The following is a 17,102-nucleotide window of genomic DNA, read 5'->3' as shown; positions in this document are numbered from 1 at the left end:
GCTGCCCACGACCCCTCAGCGGGTGAACCAGTCACCGCCCGCGATGACGCGCCCCTCGGCGCGCAGCCGGGCTGCCAGGCGCGGGGCGGCAAGGTAGACCCAGGCGCGCACCGTCTCCCCGTCGCGGGTGCGGGTGACGTCGCGGACCGCGCGCAGGTAGAGGCTGGAGGGGTCGCCGGGGCGGTACTCCTCCAGCTGGTCCAGCGCGTCGAGCACCCGCTCGTAGCCGTCCTCGACGAGGGTCATCAGCTCCCCGTGGACGACTCCGGGCTCCACGTCGACGTCCGTGCCCGCCCCGGCGTCCGTGCCCGCCCCGATCTCCGCGCCGTCCTGCTCCAGGGCGTACGGATAGCCCGGCCCTTCGTGCAGGACGGCGCCGCGCAGCGTCGCCGGCTCCTCGGCGGTGGTGCGGCCGAGGAGGTAGGAGGGGTGGTAGAAGCCGCCCGGGCGGAGCGTGCCGTAGACGAAGACCGGAAGCCGCTCGGTCCGCGGGCTCATCCGGCCGCCCCGTCCCGCGTCCCCGTCCCCGTCGCCGTCGCCGTTCCCGGGCCCGCCTCCTGCGTCGTCTCGTCCTCGACCCAGCGCAGGTACGCCGCGTCGCCCCGCACGACGGGCGTGGCGACGATCTCCGGCGTCTCGTAGTCGTGCGCCGCGCGCAGGTGCGCCTCCAGCGCCTCGTAGCGGGCCGCCGTGGTCTTGAACAGCACCTGCCACTCCGAGGCCGTCTCCACCACGCCCTGCCAGCGGTACACCGAGGTCACCGGCCCGGAGATCTGCGCACAGGCGGCGACCCGCTCCCGCACCGCGCCCCGGGCGAGCGCCTGCGCCTTCTCCGGGGAGTCGATGGTGGTGAGCACGGTCAGCCACTGGGTCATGGTCGTCGTCCCTCCGCGCGGGTGCGGGCTTCGCCGCGGTCGCCGCCATTGTCCCGCACCACCCCCTCACCCGTTCGCCGGCCGGCCCGCCCGGCCCGCCGTCGCGCCCCCGACCACGCCGGGGGTGTCCGGGAACGCGGTGCCGTGGAAAACTCCGTGGACCGGCCCCCACCCACACCGCCGCGGCCGACCGCGGGCGAGAAGACGGAGCACAGCGCATGAGCGGGCGAGAGTTCGACCTGGTGCTGTACGGCGCCACCGGTTTCGTGGGGGCGCTCACCGCCGAGTACCTGGCGCGGGCGGCCCCCGCCGGCACCCGGATCGCGCTGGCGGGCCGTTCGCCGGAGAAGCTGGACGCCCTGCTGCGGACGCTCGGCGACGGCGCCTCCGCGTGGCGGACGGTCGTCGCGGACGCGGGCGATCCCGCCGACCTCGCGGCGATGGCGGAGCGGACCCGGGCCCTGGTGACCACGGTCGGTCCCTACGCCCGCCACGGTCTGCCGCTGGTGGAGGCCTGCGCGAAGGCGGGGACCCACTACGCCGACCTCACCGGTGAGCCGCTCTTCGTGCGCGAGTGCGCCGACCGGTTCCACGAGGTCGCCGCCGCCTCCGGCGCGAAGATCGTCAACTCCTGCGGGTTCGACTCGGTCCCCTCCGACCTGAACGCCTACCTGCTCCACCGCAGGCTGGCCGACGACGGCGCAGGACGGATGACCGACACCACGCTGGTGGCGGCCCTCAAGGGCGGCATGAGCGGCGGCACCGTCGACTCCGGCATCACCCAGCTGGAGGCGGTCGCCGGCGACCGGGCGCTGGGCCGGGTCCTCGCCGACCCCTACGCCCTCAGCCCCGACCGCGGGCGCGAGCCGGACCTCGGGGCCCAGAGGGACCACGCGCTGCGCCGGGCCCGCACCGTCGACCCCGGCCTGTCCGGATGGGTCACCACCTTCATCATGGCCCCGCACAACACGAAGATCGTGCGCCGCAGCGCCGCCCTGCTCGACTGGGCCTACGGGCGCGACTTCCGCTACCGCGAGGTCATGTACACCGGGAAGTCACCGGCGGCACCGGCCGTGGCGGCGGGCGTCGCCGTGGCGCTGGCGGCGTTCCAGACCTGTGGGCCCCTCGTCGCCCGCGGCCCGGGTCTGCGGGCGCTGCGCCGCATCGCGCCCGCGCCCGGCACCGGGCCGGACGAACAGGCACGCGCCGCCGGGCACTTCACCATGACCACGATCACCCGCAGCACCACCGGGGCCCGCTACCGTGCCGTGTTCGCCGCCCAGGGAGACCCCGGCTACCAGGCCACGGCGGTGATGCTCGGCGAGAGCGGCCTCGCGCTCGCCCTCGACGGGGGACGGCTCCCCGCCACCGCGGGCGTCCTCACCCCGGCCACCGCCATGGCCGACGCCCTCACCGGGCGGCTCCGGGCGGCCGGCTTCACCATCACCACGGAACGGCTCGACGCCTGAGCCCTCCGGGCACCCGCCGCTGCGACGCCCCCGTGCCCGTTGTGCGTGGCCTGCCGGACGGGCCCTACGCCAGCCACTGGTCGTAGGCCATCTTCACGACCAGCGCGAAGACGACGGTGAGCAGCACCACCCGGACGAAGCCGCTGCCGCGCCTGAGGGCGGTGCGGGCGCCGAGGGTGCCGCCGGCCAGGTTGAAGACGGCCATCAGCGCGGCCAGCTTCCAGAAGACGGTGCCCGCCCAGGCGAACATCGCCAGCGCGCCCGCGTTGGTGCAGCAGTTGACGATCTTCGCGGTGGCGGAGGCGCGGACCAGGTCGAGGTGGAGGATCGCGGTGAGCGTCAGCACCAGGAAGGTGCCGGTGCCGGGACCGATCAGGCCGTCGTAGAAGCCGATGCCGACGCCGCCGATGCCGATCGCGGCGAGCACCCGCCGCCGGGAGGCCGGCTCGGCCGACGGCACGGTGCCGAACGCCGGCCGCAGGAGGACGAAGGCGCCGACGCCCAGCAGCACCATCATCACGACGGGCTTGAGCACGTCGGCGCTGAGTGCGGCCGCCACCAGCGCGCCGCCGCCGGCCCCGGCGAGGGCGGCGAGCCCGATCTTCACCGCGGTGCCGACGTCCACGGGGGTGCGGCGGGCGTACGTGACGGCCGCGCCGGTGGTGCCGACGATGGCCACCGCCTTGTTGGTCCCCAGCGCGAACTGCGCGGCTTGGCCGCCGGCCGGGAGGCCGAGCAGCAGAGCGGGCAGCAGCAGGAGCCCACCGCCGCCGACCACGGCGTCTATCCATCCGGCCGCCAGCGCGGCGACGCAGAGCAGGACGACGGCGGTCAGCGATATGTCAGGCATGATCGCCACCCTAGGGAGGGCACAGATGTACCGTCCACGGACTTGAGTGGCTTCTGAGCTTGCCGCGTCGGACGCCCAGGTCGTCGGGCAGCACCCGGAACGCCTGGTGCCCGCCGAGCGGCCGGACCGCGCGGAAGGCCCGCCGAGCGGCCGGACCGCGCGGAAGGCCCGGCGGTCGGAAGTCCGGACGGAGTCGGTGTCGAACTCCGACCGACCCGGAGACCCAGGGGCCGGCCGGCACTGGGGGCCGCGACACAACTCTCCTCCATTGTTACGCAGCTCCCGTACCGGTATCCGGTACGAGTCCAGTGGTACCGTATCCCTGTACGGCCACACCAGGAGGCACTCATGCCCATATCCGCCAGCGACGCTCGCGCGAGACTGTTCCCGCTGATCCAGCAGGTGAACGACGACCACGAACCGGTGGAGATCTCTTCCCGGCACGGCGATGTCGTCCTGATGTCCGCCGACGATTTCCGCTCCTGGCAGGAGACCGTCTACCTGCTCCGCTCCCCGGCCAACGCTCAGCGCCTCATGGAGGCCGTGGCCGCGGACAAGGCGGCCGACACCCCGCTGATCACCAAGAGCGCCGACGAACTGCTGGCTCTCGCGGAGGACGACGAGTGAGGGATGTCCGCTTCCGCCCGTCCGGCTGGGAGGACTTCCTCTACTGGCAGTCCTCCGACAAAAAACTGTTCCGCAGACTGATTCGCCTGATCGAGGAGATCCGCCGAGAGCCCTTCGAGGGGATCGGCAAGCCGGAACCGCTCAAGGGCGACCTGTCGGGTTACTGGTCCCGACGGATCGACGACGAACACCGGATCGTCTATCGCGCCGACGCGAAAGAACTCGTCATCATCAAGGCCCGGTACGACTACTGAATCCGACCGGATCGCCGCGCCACCCCGAGCAGTACCGACACCACCACGGGGCGGCGCGGCGGGAATCCCGAGAGGCACGCCAGGCGGCGACCCGGCTAGTTCTTCGTCCCGTCGACGATCACCGGGGAGCCGCCCGAGCCCGCGCCGCACGGCGAGGCGTACACCGGGTGCGACTTGGCGGCCTCCTTGAACGCCTCCAGGCACTGGTTGTACAGCACCTTGTCGCTCAGCGAGCGCTCCAGGATCTTGTTGGAGTCAGCGATGCCCTTCGCCTCGATCCGCCGGCGCTTGGCCTCCGCCTCCGCGGTGCGCGCGGCCTCCTCGGCCCGCTGGGTCGCCTGTTCCTGCTGCAGCTTGGCGTCGATCTGGTCCTGCAGCTTCTCCGAGGGCCGGACGTTGCGCAGGTTGACGGCGGTGACGTCGATGCCGCGCGGGGACAGCCGCTTCTTGATGAGGTCCGCGATCTCGGTGCCGATCTGCTCACGCGCCGAGGCGTAGCCCTCCTCGCTGGTGTGCTGCGCGAAGACGTTGCGGATGATCTCCCGGCTGTCAGGGGTGACCAGCCGCTCCTGCACCCCTTCCTCGCTGCCCGCGAGCTGGTAGAGCCGCACCGCGTCCTTGGGCACCACGGCCCACTTCACGGTGACGTCGGCGTAGAGCACGCCGCCCTCCGCGGAGCGGACCTCGACGCGGTCCTTGCCGTCGAGGTTCAGGTCCACGGGGCGGGTGGAGAAGGTCGTGACGTCGGTGAACGGCGACGAGAGGTTGACGCCGGAGGACAGTGGCTCGCCGACCGACCCGAAGGTCACCGGGACGCCCACCTCGTAGGCGCTCACCACGTGCACGCAGGCGAATATCCCGGACAGCACGGCGGCCACGGCGCTGATCGCCGCGCCCAGCTTCCAGCCGCCGCCGTCCTGGGCGCGGCCGACGAGGTACAGCACGACCGCCGCGACGAGCAGCAGCACGCAGAGAAAGAGCATCCGATCCCCCTGCCCCCTGTTCCGGTGACGGGCCCGCCCGGTCGGAGCGGGCCCCGCGAGTCCCGCCGGGGGCTGCCCGCGCGAGTCGCATCCCTGCGGACGCCGCACCACCACCCGGCGGTTCCGGCGAACGCGAACGCCTCGCCCGCTGGGCAGTTCCGGTGCACGCGGGATGCCCGCCCGGCGGCTCCGGTGCACGCGAAACACTTCCCCCGCCGGGCGGCTCCCGTGCACGCGGAACCCCTCGCCCGCCGGGCGGCTCCGGTACAGCCGGGATGCCCGCCCGCAGGCGGCGCGGGGCGGTCAGGACTGCCCCCGTCCGCCCCATTGACGCGGTCATGCCTCCCCCGCATCATCGTGGGAGCGCTCCCACATGACAGGTACCCAGATGCGCGGACCACCATCGGCACCGGGCGCCCCGCCGTCGGTGCCGCCCGAGGAGGAACACGCCCCATGCCGCTCGCCCATCGCCTCACCCACGGCCTCTTAGGCCGCGCCGGTCTCGTCCGGTCCGGCCGCCGACGCCCGGTCGCCGTGCTGACCTGCGCACTGGCCACCGTCGCCGCGCTGGCCGCGGTCCCGCCGAGCCCGGCGGCCGCCGGCCAGGCCGCCGAGGCCGCGACCGCCGACGCGGCGACCGTGGACGTCTCCGTCAACGCCGGGATCGGCCTCGGCACCATCGACAAGGCGGCGTTCGGGGTGAACACCGCCATCTGGGACTCCCACATGAACGACCCGGAGGTCGTCGACCTCATGAGCGACGCGGGCGTGAAGGTCATGCGCTACCCCGGCGGCTCCTACGGCGACATCTACCACTGGAAGGACCACACCGCCCCCGGCGGCTACGTGGCCCCCGGCACGAGCTTCGACGAGTTCATGGGCACCGTCCGCGCCACCGGCGGCCAGCCGATGATCATCGCCAACTACGGCACCGGCACCCCGCAGGAGGCCGCCGACTGGGTCCGGTACGCCAACGTCACCAAGGGGTACGGGGCGAAGTACTGGGAGATCGGCAACGAGATCTACGGCAACGGCCACTACGGCAGCGGCTGGGAGGCCGACGACCACGCGGACAAGAGCCCCAGGGAGTACGCCCGCAACGTCCTCGCCTACGCCGAGGCCATGAAGGCCGTCGACCCCACGATCAAGATCGGCGCCGTGCTGACCACCCCGGGCGACTGGCCCGACGGGATCACCGGCGAGGGCGACTCGGCCGACTGGAACCACACCGTCCTCGCCGCCGTGGCCGGCACGGTCGACTTCGTGATCGTGCACTCCTACCCCGGCGGTGCGAGCGCCGACGAGGCCCTCGACCGGACGACCCGGCTGCCCGGGCAGCTGCGTGAGGTCCGACGCCAGATCGACCGCTACGCCGGGGAGCGCTCCTCGAAGATCGGCATCGCGCTCACCGAGGTCAACTCCAACACCCAGATGAACAGCCGCCCCAACGGCCTGTTCGCCGCGGACACCTACATGACGGCCCTGGAGAACGGCGTCTTCAACGTCGACTGGTGGAACACCCACAACGGGCCCGACAAGGTGAGCACGGTCGACGGCGACACCGACTTCAACGACTACGGCCTGCTCTCCAGCGGCGGCTGCGTCGGCGACGTCTGCCAGCCGGCCGTCAACACGCCGTTCCACCCCTACTTCGGCCTGAAGTCCCTCACCAAGCTGGGCACGCCCGGCGACACCATGGTCGCCTCCTCGACCACCGACGACCAGGTCTCCGCCCACGCCGTGCGCCGCGCCGACGGCACCCTGAGCGTCATGCTGATCAACAAGGACAAGGACGCCACCCACACCGCGCGGATCGGCTACGCCGGGTTCACGCCCACCACCCAGGCCCCGGTGGTGCACCGCTACGGCCGCGGTGACAGCGATGTCACCCGGGTCGCCGCCACCGGCGGGGGCGTCCAGGAGCTCCCGCCGTACTCGATCACCACGGTGACCGTCTCCCCGCACTCGGCGGCCGCCTCGGTCGGCGCCCCCGGCGCGCCGAAGGTCACCGCGGTGGACAGCTCCACCGCCACGCTGAGCTGGTCCGCGCCGAGCAGCGGCAAGGCGGTGCGCTACGAGGTGTACGAGCGCCTGGGCACGAACGCCCAGCTGCTGGCGACCTCGACCTCCACCTCGGCGACGGTCAGGAACCTTCCGCCGGGCTCCGAGCACACCGTCAACGTCCTCGCCCGTGACGCCGACGGCCGGCTATCCCGCCCGTCCGAGCCGCTGACCTTCGCCACCACCGCGCCGCGCGACAGCAGCTGCCTGGTCACCTACCGGGTGGACACCGGCTGGGGCAACGGCTTCGTCGCCACGGTCACCGTGTCCAACCTCGCCGACACCGCGATCAACGGCTGGACCCTGGACTTCGCCTGGCCCTCCACCGGCCAGTCGGTCCAGAGCTTCTGGAACGCGAAGCTCTCCAGCTCCGGCACCCGGGTCCACGTGACCGACAACGGGCAGAACGCGGTGCTCGCCCCGAAGGGCGGCTCCACCGCCACCTTCGGATTCGTCGGCGCCAACGACGGGGCCAACCCGGCCCCGACGACGTTCACCCTGAACGGCACGGTCTGCCGCACCTCCTGATCCGGCCCGGCCCGGCCCCCGCACGGCAGGGGGCCGGGCCGGGGCACGTCCGCCGGGCTGAGTCACCCCGCGGGAAACCCCTGACCTCGGGGAAGACTCCCATTGACCTTTCCCCTCCGCTCAACTTGGCTGTTCCCCGAGCATCGTGCCGAACAAGGGGAGACCGTGACCGGAACCGTAGTCGCCGTCAGCCGGAGCAAGGAGCACACCTTCACCAAGCCCAACGAGGAGAGCATCACCCTGCTCGCCGGGCTCGGTGTGGAGGGCGACGCCCACGCGGGCGTGACCGTGAAGCACCGGTCACGCGTGGCGCAGGACCCCACGCAGCCCAACCTCCGCCAGGTGCACCTCCTCCACACGGAGCTGTTCGACGAGGTCGTGTCCGCCGGTTACGTGGTCGCGCCGGGCGAGATGGGGGAGAACGTCACCACCCGCGGCGTGGACCTGCTGGGCCTGCCCACCGGCACGCTGCTGCGGCTCGGCGAGGAGGCGGTCGTCGAGGTGACCGGGCTGCGCAACCCCTGCCTGCAGATCGACGCCTACCAGCGGGGCCTGCTGCGGCACGTGGTGGGCCGCGACGAGTCCGGCGACGTCATCCGCAAGGCCGGTGTCATGGGCGTGGTCCGCACCGGCGGCGTCGTCCGCCCCGGCGACACCATCACGGTCACCCTCCCCGCGGAACCGCACCGGCCCCTCGAGAAGGTCTGAGCCCGCGGCGCGTCGCGCGGACCGGCCGAGGTGGGGCCGACCTCGTCGACCCGCCGGGGGAACACCTCGCGCCCGTCCGTGCCGACCGGCCGGCCGTCCGGGCCCGGGCTCCGTCCCTCCGGGCCGCCGCCGTGGTCCGCCGGGACACCGCGGCTCAGGGAGCCGGGTCGGCGGCGACCGTTCCCGTCGCGCCCGCCCCCGCCGCCCGTCCCGTCGCGCCCGCGCGCGGGAGGGGCCGGAGCACGGTCAGCCCGTCCATGGCCCCGAGCGCCATGGCGAAGTCGAACCGGTCCACCTCCAGGCACAGCTCCACGTCGTCGGGGTGGGCGCCGCCGCGCCGCCCGCCGCGCAGGTCGTCCGCGGCCCGGGACGTGCGGGCCCGCCGCAGGTAGGGCGCGGGGTCGACGCGGCCTTCGGCCAGGAGCCGGTCCAGGTACGCGGCGCAGGCCAGGTCCTCCTCGGCGCGGCCGTCCTCACCGGTGGCGACGAACGTCACCGCGTCGGCCCCGTGGTCCGCGAGGGCCCGGGCCGTCGCCCCGGCCACCGCGAAGCCGGCGCACAGGGCCAGGTCCGCCCCGGCGACCGCCAGGGCCCCGACCGTGCCGGCCGTGGTCGTCTGGATCACGGTACGCCCGGTCAGGTCCGACTCCCGCAGCGCACCGGGCGAGTTGACGAGGTCGAATCCGGGGGCCGGCGCACCGTCCTTGAGCGCGAGCCATCCCGGGTGGTCCGCCTTGAGCTCCAACGCCTCCTTCCCGTCCGCGGCGAGGACGATCCTGTCCGCCCCGCGGTGGAAGGCCCACGCGGCCGTGGTGAACGCCCGCATCACGTCGATCACCACGGCCACCCGTTCGGTGCCGTCCACGCCGGGTATCCCGACCACTCGTGAGTCCATGGCGCCATGCTCGCAGGCCGCCGCCCCGTCCGCCGGTGATCCCCGGACCCGGCGGTCCCTCCCGTCCGCGCGCCCCTCACACCGTCGCCCCTCCCCCGCTGAGGGCAGCGTTCCTCGCGGGAAACGGGAGGGATGCGGTCGGGTAACACCCGCGCCGCACCCTTGCGGGTATGACGTCGCAACAGCGTGTGGTGGTGATCGGGGCCGGTCCCGCGGGGGTGCGCCTCGCCCGCCGGCTCGGCGAGCTGGGCGTGCCGGCGGTGCTGGTCGGCGAGGAGGAGCACCGGCCGTACAACAGGGTGCTGCTCGCCGAGGTGCTGGCCGGGCGGTACGCCCCGGAGGTGATCGGGCTGCCCGCGCCGGCCGGCCTGGTGCGGGCCCGGGCGGTGAAGATCGACCGGGACGCGCGGCGGGTGTTCTGCGACGACGGGCGCGAGCTGGAGTACGGGACGCTGGTCCTGGCCACCGGCTCCAACCCGGTGCTGCCCCCGCTGCGCGGCCTGTTCGCCGTCGGCGACCACCAACTGCCGCGCGGGGTGCACGCGTTCCGCACCATGGACGACTGCCTGGAGCTGTCGGCGGCGGTGCGCCCCGGCACCCGGGCGGTCGTGGTGGGCGGCGGGCTGCTCGGCGTGTCCGCGGCCCGGGCGCTGGCCGAGCGCGGTGCGCAGGTCGTGCTGGCGCAGCAGTCCGAGCGGCTGATGGAGCGCCAGCTGGACCCCGCCGCCTCGGCGCTGGTGCGGCGGCACCTGGAGGACCTCGGCGTCGAGGTCCACACCGAACTGCGGGTGCGCGACATCCGGGTGGTGGAGGGCGCGGTCCGCTCGGTGGAGATGGCCGACGGCTACGCCCTGGGCGCCGACGTGGTGGTGCTGGCCTGCGGGGTCCGCCCCCGCACCGGCCTGGCGCGGGGCGCGGGGCTGGACGTCCGCAAGGGGATCGTCGTCGACGACCGGCTGCGCACCAGCGACCCGCACGTGCGGGCGCTGGGCGACTGCGCCGAGCACGACGGCCAGGTCTACGGGCTGGCCACTCCCGCGCTGGAACAGGCGGAGGTCCTCGCCCTGTCCCTGGCCGGCGACGGCGACGCCCGCTACACCGGCACCCGCGCCCTCACCCGGCTGACCCTCTTCTCCGACCGCCCCTTCGACCTCGCCGCGTTCGGCGAGCTCACCCCGCTGCCCGGCGACGACGTGGTCCAGCTGGCCGACGCCACCCGCGGCACCTACCGCAAGGTCGTGGTCCGTGAGGACCGCCTGGTCGGGGGCGTCCTGGTCGGCGAACTCGGCACGGTCGGCGCGCTGGCCCGCGCCTGGGAGGGAGCAGAGCCGCTGCCCTCCGGCGGCGCCCCCCTGCTCCACCTGCTCACCAACGACGGAGGCTCCTGATGCCCACGCCCACCACCGGCTCCGCCGCGCTGTCCCACGGGACCGTCCCCACGATCGTGCTCGTCGGCCACGGCATGGTCGGCCAGCGCTTCCTGGAGGCCCTGGCGGAGCGCGGGCTCACCGCCACGCACCGCGTGGTCGTGCTCTGCGAGGAGCCCCGCCCGGCCTACGACCGGGTGCACCTGACCTCCTACTTCTCCGGCACGACGCCCGACGAACTCTCCATGACAGACCTGGAGTTCATCGAGAAGCACGGCATCGAGCTGCACCTGGGCGACCCGGCCGGGTCCGTCGACCGCGAGGCCCGCACCGTCACCGCCCGCTCCGGGCTGACCGTTGCCTACGACACCCTCGTCCTCGCCACCGGCTCCTACCCGTTCGTCCCGCCGGTCCCCGGCAAGGACGCGGACGGCTGCTTCGTCTACCGCACGATCGAGGACCTGCTGGCCATCGAGGAGTGGGCGAAGGCGCGCGCCACCACCGGCGCGGTGGTCGGCGGCGGCCTGCTCGGCCTGGAGGCCGCCGGCGCCCTCAAGGGCCTCGGACTCGACGCCCACATCGTGGAGTTCGCGCCCCGGCTGATGCCGGTGCAGGTCGACGACGGCGGCGGCGCGGCCCTGCTGCGCACCATCGAGCAGATGGGCCTGACCGTGCACACCGGCGCCGGCACCCAGGAGGTGCTGACCGGCGACGACGGCGCGGTCACCGGGATGAAGCTGTCCAACGGCGCCGAACTCGCCGTCGACCTGGTGATCTTCTCGGCCGGCGTCCGCCCCCGCGACCAGCTGGCCCGCGACTGCGGTTTGCAGGTCGGCGAGCGCGGCGGCATCGCGGTCGACGAGCAGTGCCGGACCGTCGGCGACGAGCGGGTCTTCGCCATCGGCGAGTGCGCGCTGGCCGCGGACGGCCGGGTCTACGGCCTGGTCGCCCCCGGTTACGAGATGGCGCAGACCGCGGCGGCCGCGATCGCCTCCGACGAGGCCGCCGCGTTCACCGGCGCGGACCTCTCCACCAAGCTGAAGCTGCTGGGCGTGGACGTGGCCTCCTTCGGCGACGCGCACGGCGCCGCCGAGGGCTGCCTGGACGTCGTGTACTCCGACTCCCGGGCCGGCCTGTACAAGAAGCTGGTCGTCGGCCGGGACGGCACCCTGCTGGGCGGCATCCTGGTCGGCGACGCCGAGGCCTACGGCACGCTGCGCGCGCTCACCGGCTCGGTCCCGCCCGTCTCCCCGGAGAGCCTGGTGCTCCCCGCCGGGGCCGCGGGCGGCGGGGCGCAGCTCGGCCCCTCCGCGCTGCCGGACGAGGCGATCATCTGCTCCTGTCACAACGTCACCAAGGGCGCGATCCGCGGCGCGGTCACCGACCACCGGTGCGTGACGGTGCCCGAGGTGAAGAAGTGCACCAAGGCCGGCACCGGCTGCGGCTCCTGCGTGAAGGTGCTGGGGCAGCTCGTCGAGGCGGAGCTGGAGGCGAGCGGCATCGAGGTCGACAAGGGCCTGTGCGGCTGCTTCGCCCAGACCCGCGAGGAGCTGTACGAGATCGTCCTCGCCCTGCGCGTCACCTCCTACCGTGAGCTGCTGGACCGCCACGGCCGCGAGGAGGCCCGCGGCGGCGACGGCTGCGAGATCTGCAAGCCCTCCGTCGCCAACATGCTGGCCACCCTGGCGCCCGCGATCGGCGCCGACGCCCACGTCCTGGACGGCGAGCAGGCGGCCCTGCAGGACACCAACGACCACTTCCTCGCCAACCTGCAGAAGAACGGCTCCTACTCGGTCGTCCCGCGCATCCCCGGCGGTGAGATCGCCCCGGAGAAGCTGATCGTGATCGGCGAGATCGCCCGGGACTTCGGCCTCTACACCAAGATCACCGGCGGCCAGCGGATCGACATGTTCGGCGCCCGCGTCGAGCAACTGCCGCGGATCTGGGCGCGCTTGGTGGACGCCGGCTTCGAGTCGGGCCACGCCTACGGCAAGTCGCTGCGCACCGTGAAGTCCTGCGTGGGGCAGACCTGGTGCCGCTACGGCGTGCAGGACTCCGTGCGCATGGCCATCGACCTGGAGCTGCGCTACCGGGGCCTGCGCTCCCCGCACAAGCTCAAGTCCGCGGTCTCCGGCTGCGCCCGCGAGTGCGCGGAGGCCCAGTCCAAGGACTTCGGCGTGATCGCCACCGCGAACGGCTGGAACCTGTGCGTCGGCGGCAACGGCGGCGCGACCCCGCGCCACGCGGACCTGCTCGCCCAGGACCTCTCCGACGCCGAACTCGTCCGGCTCATCGACCGGTTCCTGATGTTCTACATCCGCACCGCCGACCGCCTGGAGCGCACCTCGGTGTGGCTGGACCGTATCCCCGGCGGCCTGGACCACGTCCGTGACGTGGTCGTCCACGACTCGCTCGGCATCTGCGACGAGCTGGAGCGGCTGATGGCCGCGCACGTGGCCCACTACCGCGACGAGTGGGCGGCGGTGCTGGCCGACCCGGAGAAGCTGGAGCGCTTCGTCTCCTTCGTGAACGCCCCCGAGACCCCCGACCCGATGGTCGCGTTCGTCCCCGAGCGCGGCCAGATCAAGCCCGACCTGCCGCTGCTGCAGATCGGCACCCGCCAGATGGAAGGGACCGCGACCCGATGAGCACTGCCGTCGTCACCGCTGCTGCCACCCCTGCTGCCACCCTGCCCCGCGCGGCCGTCCGGCTGCGGGCCGGCGAGGACTGGCTGACCGTCTGCGACCTGGACCGGCTGGTCCCCGGCCGCGGGGTCGCCGCCCTCCTCCCCGACGGCCGCCAGGCCGCCGTCTTCCTCGACCGCGCGGGCCGCCTCCACGCCGTCGACAACCGCGACCCCTTCACCGGCGCCGCCGTCCTCTCCCGCGGCCTCCTCGGCAGCCGGGCCGGCCAGCCCTTCGTGGCCTCCCCCCTGCTGAAGCAGCGCTTCGACCTCGTCACCGGTGTCTGCCTCGACGACGAGACGGTCCGCCTGACGACCTACGAGGTCCGGGCCGCCTAGGCCCGGGCCCCGCGGGGAGCCGCGTGCGGGGGACGCGGAGACGGGCGGGCGGGACCGCTGCCGGGCGGTCCCGCCCGCCTGTTCACCCCCGCCACCGGCCGTCCGGGCCGACGCCCCGGCGCCCGGCTCGGGCCCACCAGCAAGGCGGGCGCGTGCCCGAGGGACAGCCGCGCGCCCGCCTTCCACCCGCCGCGGCTGCCGGCCCGGTCCCCGAACGGAGCGACCACACCGTCGACCGAACCATGCCGTCGCCCTCGCGTTCCGGGTCCCGCCCGGGATCAAGACGCGGTCGGCATCCCGTTTCCCCGATGTACGCCCAAGTCAACCTCGTAGCATGCGCGTTGGCGGACGATCACTCGTGGGACAGGAGAGCAGCGCATGGCGACCACCCCCGTAAGCTCCAGCGGACCGGCACCGGAGATCAACACCTCGGTGCCGCACTCGGCCAGGATCTGGAACTACTGGCTGGGCGGCAAGGACAACTACCTGGTCGACCAGCAGGCCGCCGACCAGTTCCAGGCGGCGTTCCCGCAGATCGCCGAGAACGCCCGCTCCTTCCGCGCCTTCCTGCGCCGCGGGGTCACCTACCTCGCTGCGGACGCCGGCATCCGCCAGTTCCTCGACGTCGGCACCGGCCTGCCCACCGCCGACAACACCCACGAGCTCGCCCAGCGGGTGGCCCCCGAGTGCCGGATCGTCTACGTCGACAACGACCCGCTCGTCCTCGCCCATGCCCACGCCCTGCTGGTCGGCAGCCCGGAGGGTGCCACCGACTACCTGCACGCCGACCTCCACCAGCCCGAGGCGGTACTGGACGCGGCGGCCAGGACCCTCGATCTCGAGAAGCCCGTCGCGGTCATCCTCAGCGGCATCCTGGGCCACGTGATGGACGACGGCCTGGCCCGTGACCTGGTCCGCCGTCTCGTCGCCCCGCTGCCCTCCGGCAGCCATGTCCTGATCTGCGACGGCACCGACACCAACGAGGAACTCCGCGCCGCCCAGGAGCAGCACAACGACCGGGGCCCGGTTCAGTACCGGCTCCGCTCCCCCGAGGAGATCGGCTCCTTCTTCGACGGTCTGGACCTCGTCGACCCCGGCGTCGTCCCCTGCACCCGGTGGCGGCCCGAGCCCGGCACCCCCGCCCCGCACGTCGACTCGTACGGGGCCGTCGGGCGCAAGCCGTAAGCCACGAGGGCGGCCCTCCCCCCTCAGCGGTCAGCGGTGCCAGGGGCCGACCGCCGGCGGCGGGTGCCGTCGCTGTCGCCGACGTCCCGGACCGCGAGCAACCGGACCTCCGCGCCGGAGGACTCCAGCAGGGGCGCGGCGGCAGAGCGGCGGGGGTCCGTGCGGTAGGCGTCGAGGGCATCCTCGGCCGGGAAGAACACGAGGTGGGCCTCGAGCCGGTCGTCCGCGGTGCGCACCCGCCGCTCGAGACGCCCGCCGTACTCGGCGAGGCGAGGAGGGGCAGCACCGCGCTCTCGTACGCGTCAAAGGCCCTCAGGCCGCCCTCCGGCAGCCGGGCGAGCATCAGGTGACTCAGCGGGGACCACAGCGGCGCGGGCGCGCATACCGCAGTATGCTTCTCCTTGTGGCGGACACGACGCGCATCACGGTGACACTACCGACCGATCAGGTCGCCGAACTCAAGAAACTCACCGACAACGTTTCCGGTTACGTTGCCGAGGCGGTGGCGCGGCAACTGCGGCACCAGCTGCTCGGGGCCGACCTGCTGCGTTACCAGCAGGAGCAGGGAGACTTCTCCGAGGAGGAGCTGGCCGAGGCAGGCGCGAGGATCTTCGGCACGGCGGAAGGCCGGGGATCGGCGAGTGCCGCGTGATCGAGCACGTCGAGACCGTTGTCCTGGACTCCGAAGGGCTCTCCGCCTGGATCGCCCAGGACCGCGGGATTCTCGCGATGTTCCACGTTTTTCACGCCATGGGTGCCGACTTCGTCGTCGGCGCGAACACCGTCGTGGAAGTCAGTCACGCGCGCGTCAACATGCCGCGACTGCGGTGGGCGCTCTCCCGGGTCAAGATCGAGCCGGTGACGGAAAGTGCGGCCAAGGCCTCTGCGGAACTGCTCAAAGAGGCCGGTCTGCACGGTCACAAGTACGGGATCGACGCGACCGTGGCCGAGGTGGCGCTGCGCCAGCCGGGCCCGGTGGCCATGCTGACGTCGGACGTTGACGACATGGCCCGGCTGTGCGGCGGCCGAGTCCGGCTCATCGGCGTCTGAGGTCGAGGTCTCGCCAGTCGCTGATCACGGCCGGGGGACGGCTCGTGGCTCACCAGGGCACCCGTCCGGGCCTCCGTCCACCACCGATACCAGTGGAAGCTGCGGCGTTTCATGGCCGCCGCCAGGCGAACGGGGCCATCCGGACCTCTTTCCTCGCTCGCCGCGGTCCGACCCCGGCCGGCATGCGATTTCCGCGCTGAGACCCGCATGACCTTCACGGCGCACACCCACCGTCGGACCGCAGTTGACGGTCGGGCAGCGGCTGCTCACGGTTTGAGGGCGGTGCAGGTGACGCCGGTGAGCTCTTCGGACGCGGCCCACAGCCGGGCCGAGGCGCGGTCGTCGAGGGTCCAGGGGGCGCGCCAGGACGGGGCGGGGACGCCGCGCCACATGAGGAAGGACGGGCCGGTGAAGGAGTCGGGGCGGACGCCGGGGGCGGTGGCGGCGTAGAGGGTGGGGAGGGCACCGGCCTCCGCGGTCTGGGCGACGGCACGGTCGGCGAGGCGCAGCAGGCGGCCCAGGGTGTGGCGGCCCTCCATCGCGGGGCCCGCGGCGGTCAGGTTGGTGGCGGAGTAGCCGGGGTGCGCGGCCGCCGCGACCACGTCGGAGCCGGCCGCGGCCAGGCGGCGCGCGAGCTCGTGCGTGAAGAGCAGGTTGGCCGTCTTGGAGCGGCCGTACGCCACCCAACGGCGGTACTCCCGCTCGCTGTTGAGGTCGTGGATGTCCAGGTTGGACAGGGCGTGGGCGAAGCTGGAGACGGTGACCACGCGGGCGCCGGGCGTGGCGAGGAGCCGGGGCAGCAGCAGGCCGGTGAGGGCGAAGTGGCCGAGGTGGTTGACGCCGAACTGCATTTCGAAGCCGTCCGCGGTGGTGCGGTGGGGCAGCGCCATCACGCCGGCGTTGTTGACCAGGAGGTCGAGCCGCTCGTGCGGGAGGCCGTCCGCGAACGCCCGCACCGAGGCGAGGTCGGCCAGGTCCAGCCGGGCGACGTCGACGCGCGCGGCGGGGACGGCGGCCTCGATCCCGGTGGCGGCCTGGCGTCCCTTGGCCACGTCCCGGCAGGCCAGCACCACCTCGGCGCCGCGGCGGGCCAGCTCCAGGGCGGTGACCAGGCCCAGCCCACCGTTGGCGCCGGTGACGACGGCGACGCGGCCGCTCTGGTCGGGGATCTGCGACGCGGTCCAGCGGGTCATCAGCGAGGCCTCTCGTGACATCGGTTCCGGTTCCG

18 protein-coding genes are annotated in these 17,102 nt (G+C 73.6%); 11 read left to right on the top strand and 7 right to left on the bottom strand.

From position 1 onward, the window contains the following. Positions 1–15: 15 nt before the first annotated feature. Positions 16–498, bottom strand: a complete 483-nt coding sequence (locus Sfr03f_RS20640) for a gamma-glutamylcyclotransferase family protein (RefSeq protein WP_108955434.1) — start codon at positions 496–498, stop codon at positions 16–18. Beyond that, complete coding sequence (gene cutA / locus Sfr03f_RS20635) at positions 495–875, bottom strand: divalent-cation tolerance protein CutA (RefSeq protein WP_108955433.1); 381 nt, start codon at positions 873–875, stop codon at positions 495–497. Before cutA ends, Sfr03f_RS20640 begins: the two co-directional genes overlap by 4 nt. A 218-nt stretch (positions 876–1,093) precedes the next feature. Between cutA and Sfr03f_RS20630 the strand changes: the two genes are divergently transcribed. Next, positions 1,094–2,344 (top strand): saccharopine dehydrogenase family protein, encoded by a 1,251-nt coding sequence (locus Sfr03f_RS20630; protein ID WP_108955432.1) that lies wholly within the window; start codon positions 1,094–1,096, stop codon positions 2,342–2,344. 64 nt (positions 2,345–2,408) lie between these two features. On the opposite strand, the gene Sfr03f_RS20625 is transcribed toward Sfr03f_RS20630, so the two are convergent. Further along, positions 2,409–3,194 carry a sulfite exporter TauE/SafE family protein gene (locus tag Sfr03f_RS20625; protein WP_108955512.1) on the bottom strand — a complete coding sequence of 262 codons (786 nt, stop codon included), beginning with the start codon at positions 3,192–3,194 and terminating at the stop codon, positions 2,409–2,411. A 348-nt stretch (positions 3,195–3,542) separates the two neighbouring features. Between Sfr03f_RS20625 and Sfr03f_RS20615 the strand changes: the two genes are divergently transcribed. Together Sfr03f_RS20615 and Sfr03f_RS20610 are read left to right on the top strand one after the other, a co-directional pair. Next, on the top strand, positions 3,543–3,821 hold the full coding sequence (locus tag Sfr03f_RS20615; RefSeq protein WP_108955430.1) for a type II toxin-antitoxin system Phd/YefM family antitoxin: 279 nt from the start codon (positions 3,543–3,545) through the stop codon (positions 3,819–3,821). Beyond that, the gene (locus tag Sfr03f_RS20610; RefSeq protein ID WP_108955429.1) at positions 3,818–4,075 is read left to right on the top strand and encodes a Txe/YoeB family addiction module toxin; all 258 of its coding nucleotides are present in this window, start codon (positions 3,818–3,820) and stop codon (positions 4,073–4,075) included. Before Sfr03f_RS20615 ends, Sfr03f_RS20610 begins: the two co-directional genes overlap by 4 nt. A 95-nt stretch (positions 4,076–4,170) precedes the next feature. Here Sfr03f_RS20610 and Sfr03f_RS20605 read toward each other — a convergent pair whose 3' ends face one another. Continuing rightward, positions 4,171–5,058 carry a prohibitin family protein gene (locus Sfr03f_RS20605; RefSeq protein WP_108955428.1) on the bottom strand — a complete coding sequence of 296 codons (888 nt, stop codon included), beginning with the start codon at positions 5,056–5,058 and terminating at the stop codon, positions 4,171–4,173. A gap of 453 nt (positions 5,059–5,511) precedes the next feature. On the opposite strand from Sfr03f_RS20605, the gene Sfr03f_RS20600 reads away from it, so the two are divergent. Beyond that, complete coding sequence (locus tag Sfr03f_RS20600; protein ID WP_108955427.1) at positions 5,512–7,647, top strand: cellulose binding domain-containing protein; 2,136 nt, start codon at positions 5,512–5,514, stop codon at positions 7,645–7,647. Between the two features lie 165 nt (positions 7,648–7,812). After that, positions 7,813–8,355 (top strand): MOSC domain-containing protein, encoded by a 543-nt coding sequence (locus tag Sfr03f_RS20595; protein ID WP_108955426.1) that lies wholly within the window; start codon positions 7,813–7,815, stop codon positions 8,353–8,355. A 154-nt stretch (positions 8,356–8,509) separates the two neighbouring features. Here the strand turns inward: Sfr03f_RS20595 and Sfr03f_RS20590 are convergent, their stop codons facing one another. After that, a complete protein-coding gene (locus tag Sfr03f_RS20590; RefSeq protein WP_108955425.1) occupies positions 8,510–9,250 on the bottom strand; it encodes a 2-phosphosulfolactate phosphatase in 741 nt (246 codons plus the stop codon). Positions 9,251–9,420: 170 nt separating this feature from the next. Here Sfr03f_RS20590 and Sfr03f_RS20585 point away from each other — a divergent pair, with 170 nt between their 5' ends. The 4 genes from Sfr03f_RS20585 (at position 9,421) to Sfr03f_RS20570 (ending at position 14,824) form a co-directional block, all read left to right on the top strand. Then, positions 9,421–10,638: an NAD(P)/FAD-dependent oxidoreductase gene (locus tag Sfr03f_RS20585; RefSeq protein ID WP_108955424.1), complete on the top strand. Its 1,218-nt coding sequence runs from the start codon at positions 9,421–9,423 to the stop codon at positions 10,636–10,638. After that, a complete protein-coding gene (gene nirB / locus Sfr03f_RS20580; protein ID WP_108955423.1) occupies positions 10,638–13,265 on the top strand; it encodes a nitrite reductase large subunit NirB in 2,628 nt (875 codons plus the stop codon). The genes Sfr03f_RS20585 and nirB overlap by 1 nt, the downstream gene beginning before the upstream one ends. After that, complete coding sequence (nirD, locus tag Sfr03f_RS20575; protein WP_108955422.1) at positions 13,262–13,639, top strand: nitrite reductase small subunit NirD; 378 nt, start codon at positions 13,262–13,264, stop codon at positions 13,637–13,639. Before nirB ends, nirD begins: the two co-directional genes overlap by 4 nt. Before the next feature lie 378 nt (positions 13,640–14,017). Further along, on the top strand, positions 14,018–14,824 hold the full coding sequence (locus tag Sfr03f_RS20570; protein ID WP_108955421.1) for an SAM-dependent methyltransferase: 807 nt from the start codon (positions 14,018–14,020) through the stop codon (positions 14,822–14,824). Between the two features lie 23 nt (positions 14,825–14,847). Here Sfr03f_RS20570 and Sfr03f_RS20565 read toward each other — a convergent pair whose 3' ends face one another. Continuing rightward, positions 14,848–15,060 carry a hypothetical protein gene (locus Sfr03f_RS20565; protein WP_218028162.1) on the bottom strand — a complete coding sequence of 71 codons (213 nt, stop codon included), beginning with the start codon at positions 15,058–15,060 and terminating at the stop codon, positions 14,848–14,850. 167 nt (positions 15,061–15,227) lie between these two features. On the opposite strand from Sfr03f_RS20565, the gene Sfr03f_RS20560 reads away from it, so the two are divergent. Beyond that, complete coding sequence (locus Sfr03f_RS20560; protein WP_108955511.1) at positions 15,228–15,476, top strand: hypothetical protein; 249 nt, start codon at positions 15,228–15,230, stop codon at positions 15,474–15,476. Then, on the top strand, positions 15,473–15,874 hold the full coding sequence (locus Sfr03f_RS20555; protein ID WP_108955420.1) for a DNA-binding protein: 402 nt from the start codon (positions 15,473–15,475) through the stop codon (positions 15,872–15,874). The genes Sfr03f_RS20560 and Sfr03f_RS20555 overlap by 4 nt, the downstream gene beginning before the upstream one ends. 266 nt (positions 15,875–16,140) lie before the next feature. Here Sfr03f_RS20555 and Sfr03f_RS20550 read toward each other — a convergent pair whose 3' ends face one another. Continuing rightward, positions 16,141–17,067 (bottom strand): oxidoreductase, encoded by a 927-nt coding sequence (locus Sfr03f_RS20550; protein ID WP_108955419.1) that lies wholly within the window; start codon positions 17,065–17,067, stop codon positions 16,141–16,143. Positions 17,068–17,102 lie beyond the last annotated feature (35 nt).

Source organism: Streptomyces fragilis, from assembly GCF_003112515.1.
In the GTDB taxonomy this organism is placed as follows: Bacteria; Actinomycetota; Actinomycetes; order Streptomycetales; family Streptomycetaceae; genus Streptomyces; species Streptomyces fragilis.
The sequence above is the reverse complement of the archived record's forward strand: the minus strand, read 5'-3'. Positions and strand labels throughout refer to the sequence as shown.